At 72.1% G+C, this 17,288-nt stretch carries 18 protein-coding genes; 9 read left to right on the top strand and 9 right to left on the bottom strand.

Annotated elements, in window-relative coordinates:
• Nucleotides 1-39 precede the first annotated feature (39 nt).
• From AB0I88_RS17540 to AB0I88_RS17530, 3 genes are all read right to left on the bottom strand, one after another.
• Nucleotides 40-795, bottom strand: a complete 756-nt coding sequence (locus tag AB0I88_RS17540; protein ID WP_361024804.1) for a VOC family protein — start codon at nt 793-795, stop codon at nt 40-42.
• Nucleotides 796-900: 105 nt separating this feature from the next.
• Entirely contained in the window at nt 901-2,154 is a 1,254-nt protein-coding gene (locus AB0I88_RS17535; RefSeq protein ID WP_361024801.1) for a cation:proton antiporter, read from the bottom strand.
• Nucleotides 2,151-4,310 carry a SpoIIE family protein phosphatase gene (locus AB0I88_RS17530; protein WP_361024798.1) on the bottom strand — a complete coding sequence of 720 codons (2,160 nt, stop codon included), beginning with the start codon at nt 4,308-4,310 and terminating at the stop codon, nt 2,151-2,153. The genes AB0I88_RS17535 and AB0I88_RS17530 overlap by 4 nt, the downstream gene beginning before the upstream one ends.
• 190 nt (nt 4,311-4,500) lie before the next feature.
• On the opposite strand from AB0I88_RS17530, the gene AB0I88_RS17525 reads away from it, so the two are divergent.
• Nucleotides 4,501-5,406, top strand: coding sequence for a cellulose binding domain-containing protein (locus AB0I88_RS17525; protein ID WP_361024795.1), 906 nt, complete (start codon nt 4,501-4,503; stop codon nt 5,404-5,406).
• Between the two features lie 221 nt (nt 5,407-5,627).
• Nucleotides 5,628-7,322 (top strand): hypothetical protein, encoded by a 1,695-nt coding sequence (locus AB0I88_RS17520; protein WP_361024792.1) that lies wholly within the window; start codon nt 5,628-5,630, stop codon nt 7,320-7,322.
• Nucleotides 7,323-7,449: 127 nt separating this feature from the next.
• On the opposite strand, the gene AB0I88_RS17515 is transcribed toward AB0I88_RS17520, so the two are convergent.
• Nucleotides 7,450-7,806: a DUF6401 family natural product biosynthesis protein gene (locus tag AB0I88_RS17515; protein ID WP_361024789.1), complete on the bottom strand. Its 357-nt coding sequence runs from the start codon at nt 7,804-7,806 to the stop codon at nt 7,450-7,452.
• Between the two features lie 271 nt (nt 7,807-8,077).
• On the opposite strand from AB0I88_RS17515, the gene AB0I88_RS17510 reads away from it, so the two are divergent.
• Nucleotides 8,078-8,563 (top strand): hypothetical protein, encoded by a 486-nt coding sequence (locus tag AB0I88_RS17510; protein WP_361024950.1) that lies wholly within the window; start codon nt 8,078-8,080, stop codon nt 8,561-8,563.
• Here AB0I88_RS17510 and AB0I88_RS17505 read toward each other — a convergent pair.
• On the bottom strand, nt 8,551-8,760 hold the full coding sequence (locus AB0I88_RS17505) for a hypothetical protein (RefSeq protein ID WP_361024786.1): 210 nt from the start codon (nt 8,758-8,760) through the stop codon (nt 8,551-8,553). The genes AB0I88_RS17510 and AB0I88_RS17505 overlap by 13 nt on opposite strands.
• Before the next feature lie 79 nt (nt 8,761-8,839).
• Between AB0I88_RS17505 and AB0I88_RS17500 the strand changes: the two genes are divergently transcribed.
• Entirely contained in the window at nt 8,840-9,646 is an 807-nt protein-coding gene (locus AB0I88_RS17500) for a hypothetical protein (RefSeq protein ID WP_361024783.1), read from the top strand.
• Between the two features lie 71 nt (nt 9,647-9,717).
• On the opposite strand, the gene AB0I88_RS17495 is transcribed toward AB0I88_RS17500, so the two are convergent.
• The 3 genes from AB0I88_RS17495 to AB0I88_RS17485 all read right to left on the bottom strand — a co-directional run bounded on the left by AB0I88_RS17495 (nt 9,718) and on the right by AB0I88_RS17485 (nt 10,905).
• Entirely contained in the window at nt 9,718-9,906 is a 189-nt protein-coding gene (locus AB0I88_RS17495; RefSeq protein WP_361024780.1) for a hypothetical protein, read from the bottom strand.
• A 142-nt stretch (nt 9,907-10,048) separates the two neighbouring features.
• On the bottom strand, nt 10,049-10,513 hold the full coding sequence (locus tag AB0I88_RS17490; protein WP_361024777.1) for an SRPBCC family protein: 465 nt from the start codon (nt 10,511-10,513) through the stop codon (nt 10,049-10,051).
• Nucleotides 10,510-10,905 (bottom strand): hypothetical protein, encoded by a 396-nt coding sequence (locus AB0I88_RS17485; RefSeq protein WP_361024774.1) that lies wholly within the window; start codon nt 10,903-10,905, stop codon nt 10,510-10,512. The genes AB0I88_RS17490 and AB0I88_RS17485 overlap by 4 nt, the downstream gene beginning before the upstream one ends.
• 116 nt (nt 10,906-11,021) lie before the next feature.
• On the opposite strand from AB0I88_RS17485, the gene AB0I88_RS17480 reads away from it, so the two are divergent.
• On the top strand, nt 11,022-12,593 hold the full coding sequence (locus AB0I88_RS17480) for an NAD(P)/FAD-dependent oxidoreductase (protein ID WP_361024771.1): 1,572 nt from the start codon (nt 11,022-11,024) through the stop codon (nt 12,591-12,593).
• Nucleotides 12,594-12,614: 21 nt separating this feature from the next.
• Here the strand turns inward: AB0I88_RS17480 and AB0I88_RS17475 are convergent, their stop codons facing one another.
• Nucleotides 12,615-13,055 carry an SRPBCC family protein gene (locus AB0I88_RS17475; RefSeq protein ID WP_361024769.1) on the bottom strand — a complete coding sequence of 147 codons (441 nt, stop codon included), beginning with the start codon at nt 13,053-13,055 and terminating at the stop codon, nt 12,615-12,617.
• Nucleotides 13,056-13,188: 133 nt separating this feature from the next.
• Between AB0I88_RS17475 and AB0I88_RS17470 the strand changes: the two genes are divergently transcribed.
• The 4 genes from AB0I88_RS17470 (at nt 13,189) to AB0I88_RS17455 (ending at nt 17,285) form a co-directional block, all read left to right on the top strand.
• Nucleotides 13,189-14,307: a glycosyltransferase gene (locus AB0I88_RS17470; protein WP_361024947.1), complete on the top strand. Its 1,119-nt coding sequence runs from the start codon at nt 13,189-13,191 to the stop codon at nt 14,305-14,307.
• Between the two features lie 82 nt (nt 14,308-14,389).
• Entirely contained in the window at nt 14,390-15,283 is an 894-nt protein-coding gene (locus tag AB0I88_RS17465) for an ABC transporter ATP-binding protein (protein ID WP_361024766.1), read from the top strand.
• A gap of 5 nt (nt 15,284-15,288) precedes the next feature.
• The gene (locus AB0I88_RS17460) at nt 15,289-16,029 is read left to right on the top strand and encodes an ABC transporter permease (RefSeq protein WP_361024763.1); all 741 of its coding nucleotides are present in this window, start codon (nt 15,289-15,291) and stop codon (nt 16,027-16,029) included.
• 2 nt (nt 16,030-16,031) lie between these two features.
• Complete coding sequence (locus AB0I88_RS17455; protein ID WP_361024760.1) at nt 16,032-17,285, top strand: sensor histidine kinase; 1,254 nt, start codon at nt 16,032-16,034, stop codon at nt 17,283-17,285.
• Nucleotides 17,286-17,288 lie beyond the last annotated feature (3 nt).

The following is a 17,288-nucleotide window of genomic DNA, read 5'->3' as shown; positions in this document are numbered from 1 at the left end:
GTCGGCCTCTCCGCGTGATTCTTCTCGGTCTGCTGAGGGTCAGTCCCAGGCGGGCAGGGAGCCCAGTGAGACGGTCAGCTCGACCGGGTGGTGCACCGGCGACGCCACCGTGAACCGGGCGCCGAACGGGTCCCGCAACTCGGCGAAGGCGGTCAGCCCGTCCTCCGACGGCTCGGTGATGACCGCGCCGCCCAGCGCCTCGCACAGGTCGGCCGCGACCTGGATGTTCTCCACCTGGAAGGCGGCCCGCCACCAGGCGCCCCGGTAGCCCGGCGCCAGGCCGGCGACGGCGTCGTGCGCCTGGTTGAGCCACTCGCCCGTGCCGAACTCGTGACGCAGCAGCCAGCCGAACGCGGAGCCGTAGAACCGGGCCGCGCTGTCCGGGTCGTCGGTGATCAACTCCGGCCACGACATGGTGCCGGGCTCACCGCCGGCCTGTGCGCCGGCGAAGTCGTAACCCTGCCACAGGCCGATGATCGCGCCGGCCGGGTCGGCGACGATCGCGCGCCGGCCGCCGTGCGCCTCGGCCGGGTCGCTCACACAGTACCCGCCGGAGAGCTCGACCTGGTCCAGCGTCTCCTCGAGATCCGGCGTGCTGACGTGGGTCAGCCATCCGTCCGGACGGTCGGGCCCGCTACGGGTGAGGCCTGCCACGGCACGCCCCCCGAGCTTGAATCGGTCACCCGCAGACTCCCAGCCGAACAACTCTCCGTAAAACTGTGCCGCGCGTGCGGGGTCCGCACTCGCCAGTTCCACCCAGCAAGGTGTCAAGGGTGCATAGCCTCTGATCCGCATGAGCCGCTCCATGGTGGACATCCCCAGTCGCCTCGGTACTCTACGGCACTGATAACGCTTCGTCACCACCAGCCGGTTCATTGTCCGGTTTAGAACAGTATTAAACTACTGCGCGTGAGCGGCTGAGTGATCCAGGTGACGCATGACCGGAGTGGCCGCCACACCGTGCAGCAGCACCGACACGACGACGACGAATACCGCCGTCGCCCAGAGGAGATCCTCGGCGGGAAAATCGGCATGAGTCACTGCATACGCTAGGTAATAGAACGTGCCGATGCCACGGATACCGAACGTGGCGATCACCCAGTGTTCCGCAGTGGTTCCGGGGGCACCGCGAAGCGCCAGGAACGCGCTCAACGGACGGATCAGGAAGATCAGGGTCAACCCCGCCAGAGCGGCCGGCCAGGTCAGCGGGGCGAGCATCCCGCCGACCACCGCGCCGCCCAGCAGAAGCAGCAACAGGACGGTCAACAGCCGCTCGGTCTGCTCGGCGAAATTGTGCAGCACCTGGTGGTACTCGTGCGACCGTTCGGCCGCCCGGATGGCCCGCGCCGCCACGAACACCGCCAGGAAACCGTAGCCGCCGGCCACCTCGACCAGCCCGTACGCCAAGAAGGTCGCGGCCAGGGCGAGAAAGCCCTCGGAGTGACGGGACAGCCGCAGCGCGTCCCGCTTCGCGCGGAAGAACAGCTTCCCGAGCAGCCGGCCGATCAGCAGACCACCCACCACACCGGCCGCGCACTTGTAGAGGACGTCGGTCAGCACCCACTCGCCGACCCAGCCGGTCCCGCCGTACGTCGCCAGCGCGATCGCCGCGTACACGAAGGGAAAGGCCAGCCCGTCGTTCAGGCCCGCCTCCGAGGTCAGCGCGAACCGCACCTCGTCCTCCGAGTCCTCCTCGTCGGTCGGCTCACCCACCTGCACGTCCGAGGCCAGCACCGGATCGGTCGGCGCCATCGCGGCGCCCAGCAGCAGCGCCGACGCCGGCACCAGGCCCACCCACCACCAGCCCAGCAACGCCATCGCGGCGATCGTCACCGGCATCGCGACGATCAGCAGACGCCCGGTCGACGCCCAGCGGCGCCGGCCGAACGGCCGATCGATCTTCAGCCCGGCGCCCATCAGCGCCACGATCACGCCGACCTCGGTGAGGTGCTCGGTCAGGTCCGGATGAGCCGCCGGATCAGCCGGCGGCAATCCGAACGGGACACCGAACAGCAGCAGACCCAGCCCGAGGAAGGCGATCGGCATCGACAGCGGGCGCCGCTCCAGCAGGCGCGGCAGGATCCCGGCGAGCAGCGCGGCCGTGCCGACCAGGGCATACACCACATCGGACAGCTCGGTGCCCGGGAACGTCATGCGGGCGCTTTACCCGCCAAGAGCATCTCGAACCACACCGTGGAACCGCGCACCGTCGGATCGGTGCCCCACGAATCGCTCAGCTCCTCGATCAGGCCCAGCCCACGGCCCCGGCTGGCCAGCGTGTCGGCCCGCGCGCGGATCACACTGCCCCGGGTGCCGGTGTCGGCCACCGACACGAGCAGGCGCTCCGCGTTCAGGTCGATGTGCACCTGGGCCGGCGTGCCCGCGTGCAACAGCGCGTTCGTGGTCAGCTCGCTGGTGCAGAGGATCGCCGCACCGATCACCGTCTCCGGCACGCCCCACTCCCGCAGCCGGGTCGTCATCCACTGCCGGACCCGGCTCGGCCCGGTCGGCTCCGCCGCCACCTGCATGGTCGCGGCCCGGCTCAGCGCCAGAGCGTGCTCCACCGCCAGCACCGCCACGTCGTCGTCGGTGGTGCCCTCGACCGCGGCCGTGGCCAGCGAGCACATGTTCCTCGGGTCGCCGCTCGGCGACGCCGCCGCCGCGGCGACCAGCGCGTCCAGCCCGTCGTTGAGCGGACGGCCGCGCCGTTCCACCACGCCGTCACTGAACATCAGGATGGTGTCGCCCGGCTCCAGCCGCAGCGTGCCGGTCTGCCAGCGCCCGCCCAGGCCCAGCGGGGCTCCCGGCGGCACCTTCACCAGCTCGGCCGTCGCCGGCTCGCCGGCCTGCCCGGCCCGGCGCAGCACCGGCGGCGGATGACCCGCGCTGGCCAGCGTGACCGAACCGTCCGACGGGTCCAGCACCCCGTAGACGATCGTCACGAAGATCTCCTCGTTGCGCGACTCGGCGCCCAGCGAGCCGACCAGCCGGTCCAGCCCGGCCAGCACGCTCGGCGGCGCCGGATCGGTCAGCGCCAGCGCCCGCAGCGCCGCGCGGACCTGGCCCATCACGGCGGCCGCCCGCACGTCGTGCCCCGCCACGTCGCCCAGCACCATCGCGAGCCGCCCGTCGGCCAGGCGGAACGCGTCATAGAAGTCACCGCCGGCCGCGTTGCCGTCGACACCCACGTCGTAACGCGCCGCGATCCGGAACATGTCCAGCTCCGGCAGATGCTCCGGCAGCATGCTCCGCTGCAACAACTGCGCCGTGCCGTGCTGCGCCTCGAACCGGCGGGCACGCTCCGCGGCCTGCGCCACCAACTCGGCCGCCGCCTTCAACAGCGCCCGCTCGGCCGGCAGCCAGACATGCGCCCGGCGGAAACCGACGGTCAGCGCGCCCCGCAGCGACGGCGTCCGCAGCGGCAGCGCGGCCAGCGCGCGGACCCGCCGCTCGTGCCGGTCCGTCGCCACCGCCTGCAGCGGCTCGCCGTCGGCCACGAAACTCGCCCGCCCGGTCTCCGCCGCCGCCACCGCCGGGGCCGCCGGGTCGGCGCTCACACGCCGCCACACCGGCGGCAGACGCTCGTCCGCCTCGTCCAGCATCTCGCCGCGGATCCGGCGGACATAGCGATAGGCCACGCCGTCGTCCACCGCCAGCACGCAGTGGTCCAGGTCGAAGGAATCCATCGCGTACGCCAGGACGACGCGAGTCACATCGTCGATGGTGAGCGCGCCGGCCAACCGTGCCGTCAGCTCACCGAGGCTCTGCAGGCGGTGGATGACGTGCGTGGTCTCGGCCGCGACGGTCAGCACCCCGGCCACCGCGCCGCGCGACGAGCGGATCACCGAATGGCCCCGGGTGTAGAAGGCCGGCTCGGTGTGGCCCGGCGCGAACTGCACCTGGCTCTCCGGCTCCAGGATCGCCCGCCCGGTCCGGTGCACCTGCTGGATCACGTCGCCCAGGCCGGGCTGATCCCACGCCGGGCCGAACGCCCGCGCGGCCGGGGAGCCCAGCACCGCCGGGTGCAGGGCGTCGAGAACCTCGGCATACGCGTCGTTGTAGATGACCAGGAAGTCGCCGCCGACGGTCAGCAGCATCGGCACCGGGGAGGCGAGCACCAGCTCGACCGCGGCGCGGACCGCCGGATCCCAGCCGGTGATCGGGCCCAGCGAGGTCTCCGACCAGTCGAAGGCGTGCACCAGCGCCGCGCAGCCCAGGCCGGTGTGGTGTGCGCCGACCGCCTGTGCGGGTAGAGCGGTGACCGGAGACGGGAGCAGACCCCCCGACCCGTGACCTCCCGAGCCGACCATGCGGAAAGCCTATCCCGACTGGTCCGTTTGTACGATGCCCCACCGGCCGTCCGTCCGGTTATTGACCGTTCGCCGGTATCGTACGCGGGGCGTCCCCGAGGATGTCCCACGCTCGGCGTCACCGAATGTGACCAGGTCGTCAGCGATCCGATCTTGGTCAACGAAACAGTCGCTCACCTATAGTCGCGGCGTGATCGAACCTCCCCGCGGTGTGATGCGCTACACCGCCGACCAGCAGCAGATGGAGGAGCACCACTCCGATCCCATGGCCCAGCGGTACGACGCCCTCGCGGCCTGGTCCGAGTCGGCGGAGACGATGACCATGGCCGCGGTCCGGGCGGAACCGTCCCCGGCGTACCCCCAGGAGCCCGAAGAGCCCCGCCGCGCCGCGCCCACCACCCGGAGCCGCCCGCTGCGCTCCCGCCGCGCCGGGCCCGCCGCCGAGAGCGGCCCGCTGCGCACCCGCCGCGCGCGCGTCACGATCGTGGCCGCCGCCGGAGTCGCGGCGCTCGCCGCCGGCGCCACCCTGATGTGGGGCGACGAGGAGCCCGCCACCCCGATCACCGCGGGCGCCGCCGCCACCACGACCACCGTCGAGCCGCCGCACGCCGAAACCGAACCGCCGGTCGCCCCGAGCGCGGCCGCCGGCGTCACGGCGTCCGCCTCCACACGCCCTGCGCCCTCCCCGTCGAGGACGGCGAGCGGCACCGCGAACCCACGGCTGGTCCTGCCCACCGGCAAGACGTCCCGCACCGCCGCCCGCGAGGTGACGAGCACCCCCGGCGCCGCGATCCTCAGCGCCTCCTACGGCTACCAGCTGGACGACGAGGCCGGCTACCGCGGATCCGTCCGGGTCAGCAACACCGGCACCGCGGCGGCCGCCGACTGGACCGTCGCCCTCACCGTCCCCGGCGCCGAAGAAGTGACCGTGACCAGCGGCGACGTCACCGCCAGCCAATCCGGCAGCAGTGTCACCTTCCGCCCGTCCGGCGCCAAGGTTCCCGCCTCCGGCTCCGTCTCGTTCAGTTTCACGCTGGCGTCCGCGCCCGCTGAGCTCCCCACCGGCTGCGCCCTCGACGGACAGCCCTGCTCCTGACCCGAGCCGGTCCGGTCTTGCTCAGCTGGTCGTGGGTGCTGTCTCGAGCGTTCTGAGGCCGCGCTCACGACCAGCTGGACAAGATCGATCACAGCGCATTCGCCACCTGCGAACGAACGCACCACCTAACCCTCCGTGGCCGGTCATGTGCCAATGGTGAAGCGCATGGTTATGGTTCGTTGAGGCCCACTCGCGGCGCGACGGCGTTGGCAGGAGGACGGATGACCGGTGACGGGCTGAGTCGTGGCGTGAGCGACATGTGGCGGTCGGTGGTGCTGTACCTTCCGTCGATCCTGGTGTTCCTCGTGATCCTGATCGCCGGCTACCTGCTGGCCCGGCTCGCGCGGACGATCACCACCAGGACCCTGCGGCGGGTCGGCTTCGACCGCGCCGTCCAACGCGGGCCGGCCGGGCGGCTCCTCCGGCCGGGTGCGCCCAGCGCCACCGACGTCTGCGCCCGCCTGGCGTTCTTCCTGGTGTTGCTGTTCGCGCTGCAACTGGCGTTCGGCGTGTTCGGGCCCAACCCGGCGAGCGAGCTGATCAACGCTTTGATCGCGTGGTTGCCGCGCGTGTTCGTCGGGATCGTCATCGTCGTGGTCGCCGCGGCCATCGCGGGGGCCGCCCACGACCTGATTCTGGCCGTCCTCGGTGGGCTGGGATATGCGAGGGTGCTGGCCAAATCGGTCGCCGCGGTGATCGTCACGCTCGGCGTGATCGCCGGACTGGATCAGGTCGGCATCGCCACCTCCGTCACCCGGCCACTGCTCGTGACGATCCTCGCCACCGTCGCCGGAGTGATCATCGTGGGTGTCGGCGGCGGGCTGATCCGGCCCATGCAGCAGCGGTGGGAAGGATGGCTCGACCGGGCGGCGGCCGAGTCGGCGACCATCCGGGACCAGGCCCGGGCCTATGCCGAGGAGCGAGCCCGCCGGGCGGCCGAGGAACCCCGCACGGCGGCATCCCCGCCCGCGGCGGGCGCGGGCGTCTCGTCTCCTGAGGCTACGGTCTCCGCTCCGGCGGAGCCGTCTTCCGCGGCCACGGTCTCGACCCCGGCGGACCCGGACGTCCTGTCGTTCCCCGGTGCGACGTCGCCGGCCGGGCCGTCGCGCGTACCCGATCGAGCTCCTGCCGTGACATCGGAATCGGCCGGGGCACCCGGACCGGCCGGTGGGCGGGGCGGGGGCGTCGCAGTGCCGGCGCAACCGGCCGAGGGGCGCCTCGACGGCCGGACCCCGGCGTGGACCCCCGGCACCGCGGGCGGAGGCGACGGGCGGGCGTGGGCGGCGGGAGCGGATTCCGGCCGTCCCGGCGGCGACGGCGCGTTCCCGGACGAGGCCGAGGAACTGGCCTGGGAGGCCCGGTGGGCCGAGGAGGAACGCCGGTCCCGGGAGCCGGACAGCGACGAGACGCAGGTGATCGTCGCCCCGCAGCCCGGTGGTGTGGGCGACGAGCGCACCACCGATCTGCACGCTTCGGACGGCGACGAGCCGACGACCGCCTTCCGTGCCACGGGGGAAAAGGACACGGTGTTCGTCTCCAGTGGCACCGCGGAGACCACGATCCTCACCCCGGGGATCCGCCCGAACCGGGCTCCGGCCACCCCCGCCGCCGACGAGCCGGAGACCACCGCGCTGGTCACCGCCGGCCCGTCCGCCGATGACACGACGGTGATCAGAAGCCCGGGTACGGAGGCGGGTCTGACCATCGTCGAGGAATCAGGCGAGGAGCGGACCCAGGTGGTACCGCTCCCGCCCGCGTCGGGCACGCCCGTCCCGGCCGCTGGTGATGGTTCGGCGAGTCCGGGCGGTGCCGACGATCCGGACCGGACCGTGGAGGGCGTCACACCCTCGACGGGCGACGGCGAGCCCTCCGCCCGTGGGCGCCCTGCCGGCCCGGGGCAGCCGGGTTCGGCCTGACGCCCGGCCGGGGCATGACGAGGGGCCGGCACCGGGTCTCCGGTGCCGGCCCTCGAAGCCGGGGTGTCAGCCGGCCGATTCATCCGGCCGTTCGATGGAGGGGAGCCGGTCGCCCGGAGTCCTCGGCTCAGCGCGGAGCGGGCAGGGCACGCGCCAGCATGCAGACCGCTAGGAGACGGCGCAGGACCCAGTCGTCCCCGGTCCAGTCGATGGCGCCTTCGGGGGCGGCCCAGCCGTGCTGGAAGGCGGCGTCGCGCACACCCTCGGCGTAGGCGGCGAGCAGGATCGCGGTGAGCGGGCGCTGGTCCGCGTCGAGGCTGTCCCGGACACCGGCGGCGTGCTGGTCGATCACCGACATCAGGCCGGGGTTCTCCTGGGCGGCGGCGAAGCCGGTGAGCCCGACTGCTGCGGTGAGTTCGGCGAGCGAAGCGTGGGCGGAGCGGTGGGCAGCGCGGGCGGCGGCGTTGCTGAACAGGCCATTCATGAGAAGAGACGTTAGGTAGCGCAGGGTGACTACTGGGTCGCTGTGCGTTGCAGGCGGGTTGAACTTGGATCCTGGGGGAACTTGCCAGGATCGTCGTAGAAGCGGCACGGGCGAAGTCTCCCCGGTGGGCGCTGCCCGCGAGACGGCCGGGTGGGAGGAAGGGGTGGAAACGGTGGCGACGGAGACGGTCAGCGGTCACGCGGCGCGCGACGGCGGCGGGTGCCGGCCGGACGGCGTGCCGGCGGAACCGGCGGCGACGTGGGCCGAAGACATGCCGGAGGAGCGGCTCGAACGGTCCGGTGACGGGAGCGGCCGGCGCGGCGACGGCCCGGACGAGCGGCACCGGCGGCCGGACGGTCTCGACGACCTGACCGTGGAGGCGCTGGGAAAGCTGAGTGAGGCGCTGGAGACGGTCGAGCGGGTCCGCGGCCACCTCTACTCGGCGCATCAGCTGACCGGCACCGCCGATTTCGCCCTCGACGAGGCCGTCTCGCTGTTCATGCAGGCGGGGCACACCGAGACGGCGGAGCGGATCCAGCGGGAGCTGATCGGCCGCAACGTCATCCCGGGGCACTGGACGTTCCAGATCGTCGAGGAGTTCGACGACGGGTACTACGCCGAGTTCCGCGAGGTGGAACGGGATGCCCGGGAGCGTTACGCCGACGGCCGGCGGCACCTCCACGAGGCCGAGCTCAAAGAGCGCCGGCGGACCCGTGGCCGGCCGGGGCACGAAGCCCGCCCTGACTACTCCGGGTAACTGGCGGTCTCGGGCTGGCGGCGCTGAGCGTCGTCGGCGATGATCACGGTGGCCACCAGGCCGGCCACCACGACGGCGAAGAACCAGGAAGCGTCATCGATCAGCTTCGCTGCGAGCGGCGCTTGGAACGCGGCGAGGAGAAAACCCAGCCAGGCGAAGCGACGTTGACGTTCGGAGAGGAAACCGGCAGATCGCACTCGGACAGTCTGGCTCGAAATGGGCGCATCGCCGTCACCCGTTCGGCCGATTATGCGTTGTCCGATGGTGCCCTCCGTCTTGCGTCGCCGTCACTCAATCATCGTGGTCGCCGGCCTGGCCGCGCTGGTAGCCGGGAGTTCGGTGGCCGTCCGCGAGGTGCCCGGCCCCCGGCCCGTGCCGGCGCCGCGGGCGGTGCCACCGCTCGGAAAGGTCCGGGTGGTGGCCGGCGCGCTGCACCGGCGCACGGCAGCGTTGCTCACTCTGGGTGACGCGGCAAGCCGGGTACGGGTCCGCTTCGGCGACCTCCCGGGTCTCCTCTACCGGATCAGCACCGCCCCGGACTCCGGTGTCGCCCCCGTCGTCACGCGCCGCGGCGGCCGGGTGACGGTCAAGCTGGAGAGGACCGGCCGGGACGGCCTGGACGAGGTCCGGATCGTGCTGAACCGTGACGTCCGATGGGACATCCGACTCCCCGCGGGCGCCGGCGAACAGCACCTCAACCTGCGGGACGGCCGGCTCGACCGGGTCTATCTGGGCTCCGCCGGGCTGACCGAGGTGTGGCTGCCGGAGCCGGACGGAACGGTCCCGGTGATCCTCGCCGGAGGGGCCGGCACGGCGGTCCTGTCAGCCGGCGGCGGTGCGCCGTTCCGGGTCCGGTTCGACGCGGGCGCCGGGTCGGTGAAGACGCCGTGGACCGCCAACAACGGCACCCCGGCCGGAACCGTCCTCCGGGAGCCGGGCTTCCGCCTGTCCCGCGACCGCTACGTCGTCCGGGCCGAGGGCGGTTTGGGGGCCCTGGTGCTGCGCCGCGACGAGATCCCGGCCCCGGAGCGGCGTCCCCGAAACGCACCGGGGCGGGGCGCTTCGAGGACGGGTGACCACTGATGCGGCCCGGTGGGCGCGGCGCCCGCGTGAGTGGGCAGTCGATCGCGGCTCTGTCGTACCGGAAATGGGGTTCAATGCGGTCCGGTCCGGCCTGTCGTGCTCGGGCGCTGATCGGGTGAGGCCGGCTCCTGGCCGGTGTCGTTGTCGCCGGGGTCGTTCTGGCCGTCGGTGTCCCAGGTGGCCATCGCCTGGTTGAGCTGGTCGAGCGGGAGCCGCTCCTCGTCGCGCCACACGCCGTCTTCTTCGCGGGAATCGGTCATCGAAAAGCCTCCGTGGAAACCCCCGGATTCATCCGTGGGGATGGCGTTAAGTCACACGGGTACCCCGGGCCGCCCGGATAAAACAGCCGCCCGGAAACGGCGAAACGGCCGCCCGGAGGCGGCCGTTCCGAGCGATGAGAGATCACATGCCGGGCCGATCGACCTGGCCGCGCCACGCGCCGGTCTCGATGCCGCCGCGGCTCTCGATGAACTCCTTGAAGCGGTGCATATCACCTTTGATCTTGCGGTCGATCATGCCGAGCTTGTCACCGGCGGTCTCGACGATGCCCTGCGGGTCGAAGTCCATCTGGACGGTGACCCGGGTGTGGGTGTCGTCGATCCGGTGGAAGGTGACCACACCGGCCTGCTTCTCACCGTCGGTGGCGTGCCAGGCGACACGCTCGTCGGGCAGTTGCTCGGTGATCTCGGCGTCGAACTCCCGCTTGATCCCGGCAATCTCGGTCTTCCAGTGGGTGTGGGTGTCGTCGAGCTGACGGATCTCGGTGACCCCCTCCATGAACCGGGGGAACTCCTCGAACTGAGTCCACTGGTTGTAGGCGGTACGCACCGGGACGTTGACGTCGACGAACTCGGTCACCGTGCTCACGCGGTTCTCCCTTCACTTGCTTCCCAAGCCTGTGCGGCGTTCTCGAAGATCTGCCCGTCGGGCAGGGTCGCCAGCCTCCGCATCACGTCGTCCGGGGCCTCGAGCGTGCGCGCCGACCGTTCCAGCGCGGCCCGGTCCCCGGGGAAGGCGGACAGGCCGATGTAGGTGCCGAAGCGGCTGAACGCCTCGCCCTGGGTGCTGCCGACCCCGTCGGGGACGCCACGGCCGTAGCCGGCGGGCGCGAACGTCACCTCGGGCTGGTCCTCACCGGCCGGTTCAGGTGTCTTCCATTCCTCTGCGCGCCCTCCGGCCGTCCCCTGGACGTTGCCCCGGGTCTCCTGGGCCATCCGCTCGTCGAGGAGGGCGCCGTGCTTCGTGTTTCCCCGTTCCATGATTCATGGGGTGCCCGGGGTGTCCGGGGCTAAACGCGGAGCCAGCGGGGTTTCCGGATCGCGGCCGCGGCCACCGGGCCCGGTTTGCGGCCGGCGCGGGCGGGTAGCGTCGGCTCGTGGAGACCGTGGACGCCATCGTCATCGGGGCCGGGCACAACGGACTGGTCGCCGCCAATCTGCTCGCCGACGCGGGCTGGTCGGTCCGGGTTCTGGAGGCGACCCCGCATCCGGGCGGCGCGGTCCGCTCCGGGCACGTGACCGCCCCCGGCTACCTGTCCGACCTGTTCAGCTCGTTCTATCCACTGGGGTACGCGTCGCCGGTGATGAAGGCGCTGGACCTGGACCTGCGCTGGACGCACGCGCCGGACGTGTTCACCCACCTGCTGCCGGACGGCCGGGCCGCTACGGTGAGCCGGGACCTGGAGCGGACGATGGCGTCGATGGAGGCGTTCGCGCCCGGCGACGGGGAGCGGTGGCGTACGGCGTACCGGGAGTGGCGGGGTGTCTCGGACCGGATGCTGGACGCGCTGTTCAGCCCGTTCCCGCCGGTACGGCACGGCCTCGGCCTGGCCCGGCAGTTGCGGGTGGGCGGCTCGCTGCGGCTGGCCCGCCGTCTGATCCTGTCGGTGCGGGAGCTGGCGTCCGAGCTGTTCGAGGGGGAGGGCGCGGCGCTGGCGCTGGCCGGCTGCGCCCTGCACACCGACCTGTCCCCGGAGGAGGCGGGCGGCGGCGTCTACGGCTGGCTGCTGGCGATGCTGGGTCAGCAGGTGGGCTGGCCGGTCCCGGTCGGCGGCGCCCAGGAGATCACCTCGGCGCTGATCCGGAGGCTGGACGGGGAGATCGTCTACCAGGCCCCGGTCACCCGGGTCCTGGTGGCTCGCGGCCGTGCCATGGGGGTGCGCACCGCGGACGGCCGGGACTGGCGGGCCCGCCGCGCGGTGATCGCCGACGTGCCCGCCCCGGCGCTGTTCCTGGACCTGGTCGGCGAGCGGTGGCTGCCGCCGCGGATGACCGAGGACCTGGCGCACTTCCGCTGGGACGGCGCCACCGTGAAGGTCGACTGGGCGGTCCGCTCGAAGATGCCGTGGAAGAATCCGGCGGCCGCCGGCTCCGGCACCGTGCACCTGGGCGCGGATCTGAACGGCATGACCCGGTACGCCGCCCGCCTCGCCTCCGACCAACTGCCGAAGCACCCGTTCCTGTTGCTGGGGCAGACCACGACCGCCGATCCGGCCCGGTCACCGGAGGGCACCGAGTCGGTGTGGGCGTATACCCATCTGCCGCACCGCGCCTCCTGGACGGCCGACGAGATCGCCGGGCACGTGGAGCGGATCGAGTCGGTGGTCGAGGAGCACGCGCCCGGTTTCCGGCGCGAGGTGGTGGGGCGCAACGTGTTCGGCCCGGCCGACCTGGAGCGGGAGAATCCGTCGCTGGTCGGCGGCGCGCTGGGCGGCGGCACGGCGGCCGCCTTCCAGCAGTTGTTCCTGCGGCCGATCCCGGGGCTGGGCCGCCCGGACACCCCGGTGGACCGGCTGTTTCTGGGCAGCGCGTCGGCGCACCCGGGCGGCGGCGTGCACGGGGCCCCGGGGGCGAACGCGGCCCGCGCCGCCCTGGCCCGCGACCGCCGGCTGACCGGCGGGCTGTACCGTGCCGCGATCGACGGCGCCCACCGGGTGATCTACGACTGATGTTCGGCCGGGCCGGCTGGTCTACGACTGATGTTCGGTCTGCCGTTCGGCGATGTCGGCGAGCCGGCGCAGCGTCTCCACGTTGCGCCGGTGCAGCAACAGGTCGTTGATCTTGTTGCGGACCCAGCGCAGCGGACCCTCGGTGAAGTCCTCCTCGATCACCACCCGGGTGGCGTCGCCGTCGACCGGGGAGAGCCGGATGTCGACCTCCGCCGCGCCGAACGGCCACAGCCCGGCGTTCAGCTTCAGCTCCTTGCCGGGCGTGCAGGCGAGCACCGTCGACGAGTCGTGCAGCGACAGCGGCCACGGACCGGCCTTGTGATGGAGCCTCGTGCCCGGCGCCGGCCAGGCCGGCTCCACGTCGCGGATGTGTACGGTCCCGACCACCCAGTCGCTGTAGCTCCAGCCGTCGGCGAGGACGGCGAAGACCCGGTCGGGTGGGGCCTGAACGGTTCGTGTCACGGTAGCCACGAAATCCGGATTACCCTGCTCGGGCGGCCTGTAACAGGTAGGCCATGTTTACCGTTCAGGCTCTAGGGCATTGGCTCCGCGTACCCCGATCCCAGCATCTGGAGGAGACCCCGTGCGCATTGCGATGATCTCCGAACAGGCCGGCCGGGCTGATGATCTGGCGGCCGCGCTGGCCGAGCTGGGCCATGACGTCCGTGTCTACACCCGTCGCGAGGACCCGGACGTCGCCGAGGTGGTCGTCACCCCGGCCGGCGTGCACGTGGTTCACGTGGTGGCCGGCCCGGTTCGGCCGATCCCCTCCGATCTGCTGCTGCCACACATGGGCGAGTTCGCACGGGTGCTCGGCGACCACTGGCGCCAGGGCTGGTCGCCGGACGTGGCGCACGCCCACTTCTGGACCAGCGGCCTGGCCGCCGTCACCGCCGCCAAACAGATCGGCGTCCCGGTCGTGCAGTCGTTCCACGAGCTCGGCGAACTCGACGACACCACGCACGGCCCGTCCCGGTCCGGCTACGAGCGGGCGCTCGGCCGGGCGGTGGACCGGGTGGTCGCACAAACCCAGGACGAGGTACGCGAACTGGTGCGCATCGGCGTGCCCCGGGCCCGCCTGACCGTGATCCCGGCCGGTGTGGACAGTGAGCGGTTCACCCCGGAGGGCCCGTCCGCCCCACGGGACCCGGAGCGCCCCCGCATCCTGTCGGTCGGCAAGCTGGTCGAGCGCAAGGGCTTCGGCGACGTCATCCAGGCGATGCGGTACGTGCCCGGCGCCGAGGTGGTGGTCGTCGGTGGCCCGCCGCCCGAGCGGCTCTCCACCGATCCGGCCGCCGGCGTGCTGCGGTCGATGGCCGAGCAGTTCAAGGTCGCCGACCGGTTCCGGCTGATCGGCGCGGTGTCGCAGCGGGAGCTGCCGAGCTGGTACCGGTCGGCGGACGTGCTGGTGGCGGCCCCCGGGGACGAACGGTCGGCGCTGGAGGCGATGGCGTGCGGACTGCCCGTCGTGGGCGCCGCGGTCGGCACCCTGACCGAGACGGTGGTCGACGGGCTGACCGGCGACCTGGTCCCGGACCGTGATCCGCGGGCGCTGGGCGGGGCGCTGCGCCGGCTGATCAACGACAAGGTGCGCCGGTTCACGTACGCGACCGCCGCCCTGGACCGCGCCCGCCAGGCGTACTCGTGGAAGCGGGTGGCCGCCCAGATCGGCTCCGTCTACTCCAGCCTGCGCCGCAGCAACGCCACGGTGTAGTCCGGCATCAACCGATCGGTGGACGGCAACGGCCGCCCGCTGTTCGATTCGAGCCCGGCGGCTGTCACGCGACGCTCTACGCATGGCAGTCATCGAGGTCGAGAACCTGGCGAAGAGGTACGGCGAGACCGTCGCCGTACGGGACGTGTCGTTCAGTGTCGAACCCGGCGAGATCTTCGGGATCCTGGGACCGAACGGCGCCGGAAAGACCACCACCGTCGAATGCATCTCCGGCCTGCGCACTCCCGGCTCGGGCCGGATCACCGTGCTCGGGCGCCCGGCCGGCGATCCGGAGCTGCGTGCCCGGATCGGGGTGCAGTTGCAGGAGAGCGAACTCCAGGACAAGATCACCGTCCGGGAGGCGCTGGAGCTGTACAGCACCTTCTACCCGAACCCGGCCGACTGGCGTGACCTGGCCGCCGACCTGGGGCTGACGGCCAAGCTCAAGACCCGGTTCGGCAAGCTCTCCGGCGGCCAGAAGCAGCGCCTGTCCATCGCTCTGGCCCTGCTCGGCAACCCGGAGATCGCCATCCTGGACGAGCTGACCACCGGCCTGGACCCGCAGGCCCGCCGCGACACCTGGGACCTGATCTCGGGAATCCGCGACCGTGGGGTCACGCTGCTGCTGGTCACCCACTTCATGGAGGAGGCCGAGCGCCTCTGCGACCGGGTCGTGGTGATCGACAAGGGCGCCGTGGTGGCCCTGGACACCCCGAGCGGTCTGATCGGCCGGGCCGGCGACGAGCAGCGGATCCGGTTCCGCCCGTCCCAGCCGTTCGCCGACGAGTTGCTCACCGGCCTGCCCGAGGTGCGCGAGATGCGCCGCCAGGGACAGCGGATCGAGATCATCGGCTCCGGCAACCTGCTGCACGCCGTCATCTCAGTGCTCGCCCGCGACGGCATCGTCGCCGCCGAGCTGATCCTCGAACAGGCCACCCTCGACGACGCCTTCGTCCACCTGACCGGCGGGGAGTGATCCACATGTCCGTCTTCACCAAACTGACCGTGTCCGAGTTCAAGCTGACTCTCCGCGACCCGCTCTACGCCTTCTTCACCCTGCTCCTCCCGGTCATGCTGCTGGCCATCCTGGGCAACGTCGACTCGATGCGGGAGGCGCCGCCGGAGCTCGGCGGGCTGCGGGTGATCGACCTGTACGCCGGGCTCGCGCTCAGCCTGTCCATCGCCATCATCGGTCTGCAGGGTATGCCGGGCGTCCTGGCCGGCTACCGGGAACGCGGCATTCTGCGACGGCTCGCCACCACCCCGGTACGCCCCGGCCTGCTGCTCGGCGCCCAGCTCATGATGAACCTGATCACCGTGCTGGTGACGACGCTGCTGGTCTACACGACCGCCATGCTCGGTTTCGGCGTGCCGTTCCCGGAGAGCCCGGCCACCTTCGTGCTGGCGGTGCTGCTCAGCTCCTCCGGCGCGTTCGCTCTCGGCCTGCTGCTGTCCGCCCTGGCGCCGTCCGGCAAGGCGGCCAACGCCATCGGCACCGTCCTGTTCTTCCCGATGATGTTCCTGGCCGGGCTGTGGGGGCCGCGCGAGCTGATGCCCGAGTGGGTGCGGCAGATCGGCGACTTCACGCCGCTGGCGGCGGGCCAGGACCTGATGAGCGACGCCCTGCTGGGACGGTCACCGTCGATGCTCTCGATTACCGTGCTTCTGGGATACCTGGTGGTGTGCGGCGCCGCCGCGATCAAGTTCTTCCGCTGGGAGTGACGATGACGGAGCCGAGGGAGCCGGGTTTCGACTGGGACAACTGGCGGCCCGTCCTGACCTACGGGACGCTGCTCAGCGCGCTGCTCGTGGTCCTGCTGTCCAGCAACGTCGAGGAGCTTCCCCGGCAGGACCTCCCCACCATCCTGGCCGTCACCGCGGCGGCGGCCCTCTGGACGGCGTGGTGGGTCGACCTGCACCCGGCCTGGGCGGGCCGCCGGCCACTCATGCTGGTCTTCCTCGCCGGCTGGCTGGCCATCGGCGTGCTGCTGGTCATGTGCAGTCCGCTCTTCGGCATCTACACCTGGACCGGCTACATCCTCGTCGGCTACGCGATCCCCGGCCTGTGGCAGCTGGCCGGGGTGCTCCCGGTCGCCGCCGTCAACGCGCTCTCCCAGGTCGGCGGCCCGGAAACCTACGCGGACGACGACGGGCCGGCCATCTACCTGGCGGTCCTGCTCGCCAACGCGCTGATCGCCGGGATCATGACGTACGTGGGCGTGCGGGACGAGCAGAACTCGCAGCGCCGGGAGAACCGCATCGACAGACTCGCCGAGGCCAACGCGAAACTCGCCGCCGCCCTCAAGGAGAACGCCGGGCTGCACGCCCAGCTGCTGGTCCAGGCGCACGAGGCCGGTGTCCTCAACGAACGGCAGCGGATGGCCGGCGAGATCCACGACGTGCTCGCCCAAGGGCTGACCGGCATCGTCACCCAACTGGAGGCGGCCGAGTCGCATCCCACCGAACGCGACCGGCACCTCACCGCGGCGAAACGTCTGGCCCGGGACAGCCTCACCGAGGCCCGCCGCTCCGTCCAGGCGCTGCGCCCGCAGCACCTGGACGCCGCCCGGCTGCCCGAGGCGCTCGACGAGGTGGTGCGGGCGTGGGCCGGCGTCCACGGCGTCCGCGCCGACCTGAAGGTCACCGGGACGGCCCGGCCGATGCTTCCCGAGATCGAGACGACCCTGTTGCGTACCGCCCAGGAGGCCCTGGCCAACGTGGCCAGGCATGCCGCCGCCGGCCGGGTCGGCCTCACCCTGTCCTACATGGGGGACGTGATCACCCTCGACGTCCGCGACGACGGCGCCGGCTTCGACCCGGAGGTGCCGCGCGAGGTCACCGAGGACGGCGGATTCGGCCTGCACGCCATGCGGGAACGCCTCGCCCGCATCGCCGGAACCCTCGAGGTGGAGTCGGAACCGGGCGGTGGCACCGCGATCTCCGCGTGTGTGCCCGCCATCGCGATCGGAGCAGCATGAGCG

This window comes from Actinoplanes sp. NPDC049802, from assembly GCF_040656595.1.
Classification (GTDB): Bacteria; Actinomycetota; Actinomycetes; order Mycobacteriales; family Micromonosporaceae; genus Actinoplanes.
This window is presented reverse-complemented; position numbering and strand designations above follow the sequence as displayed.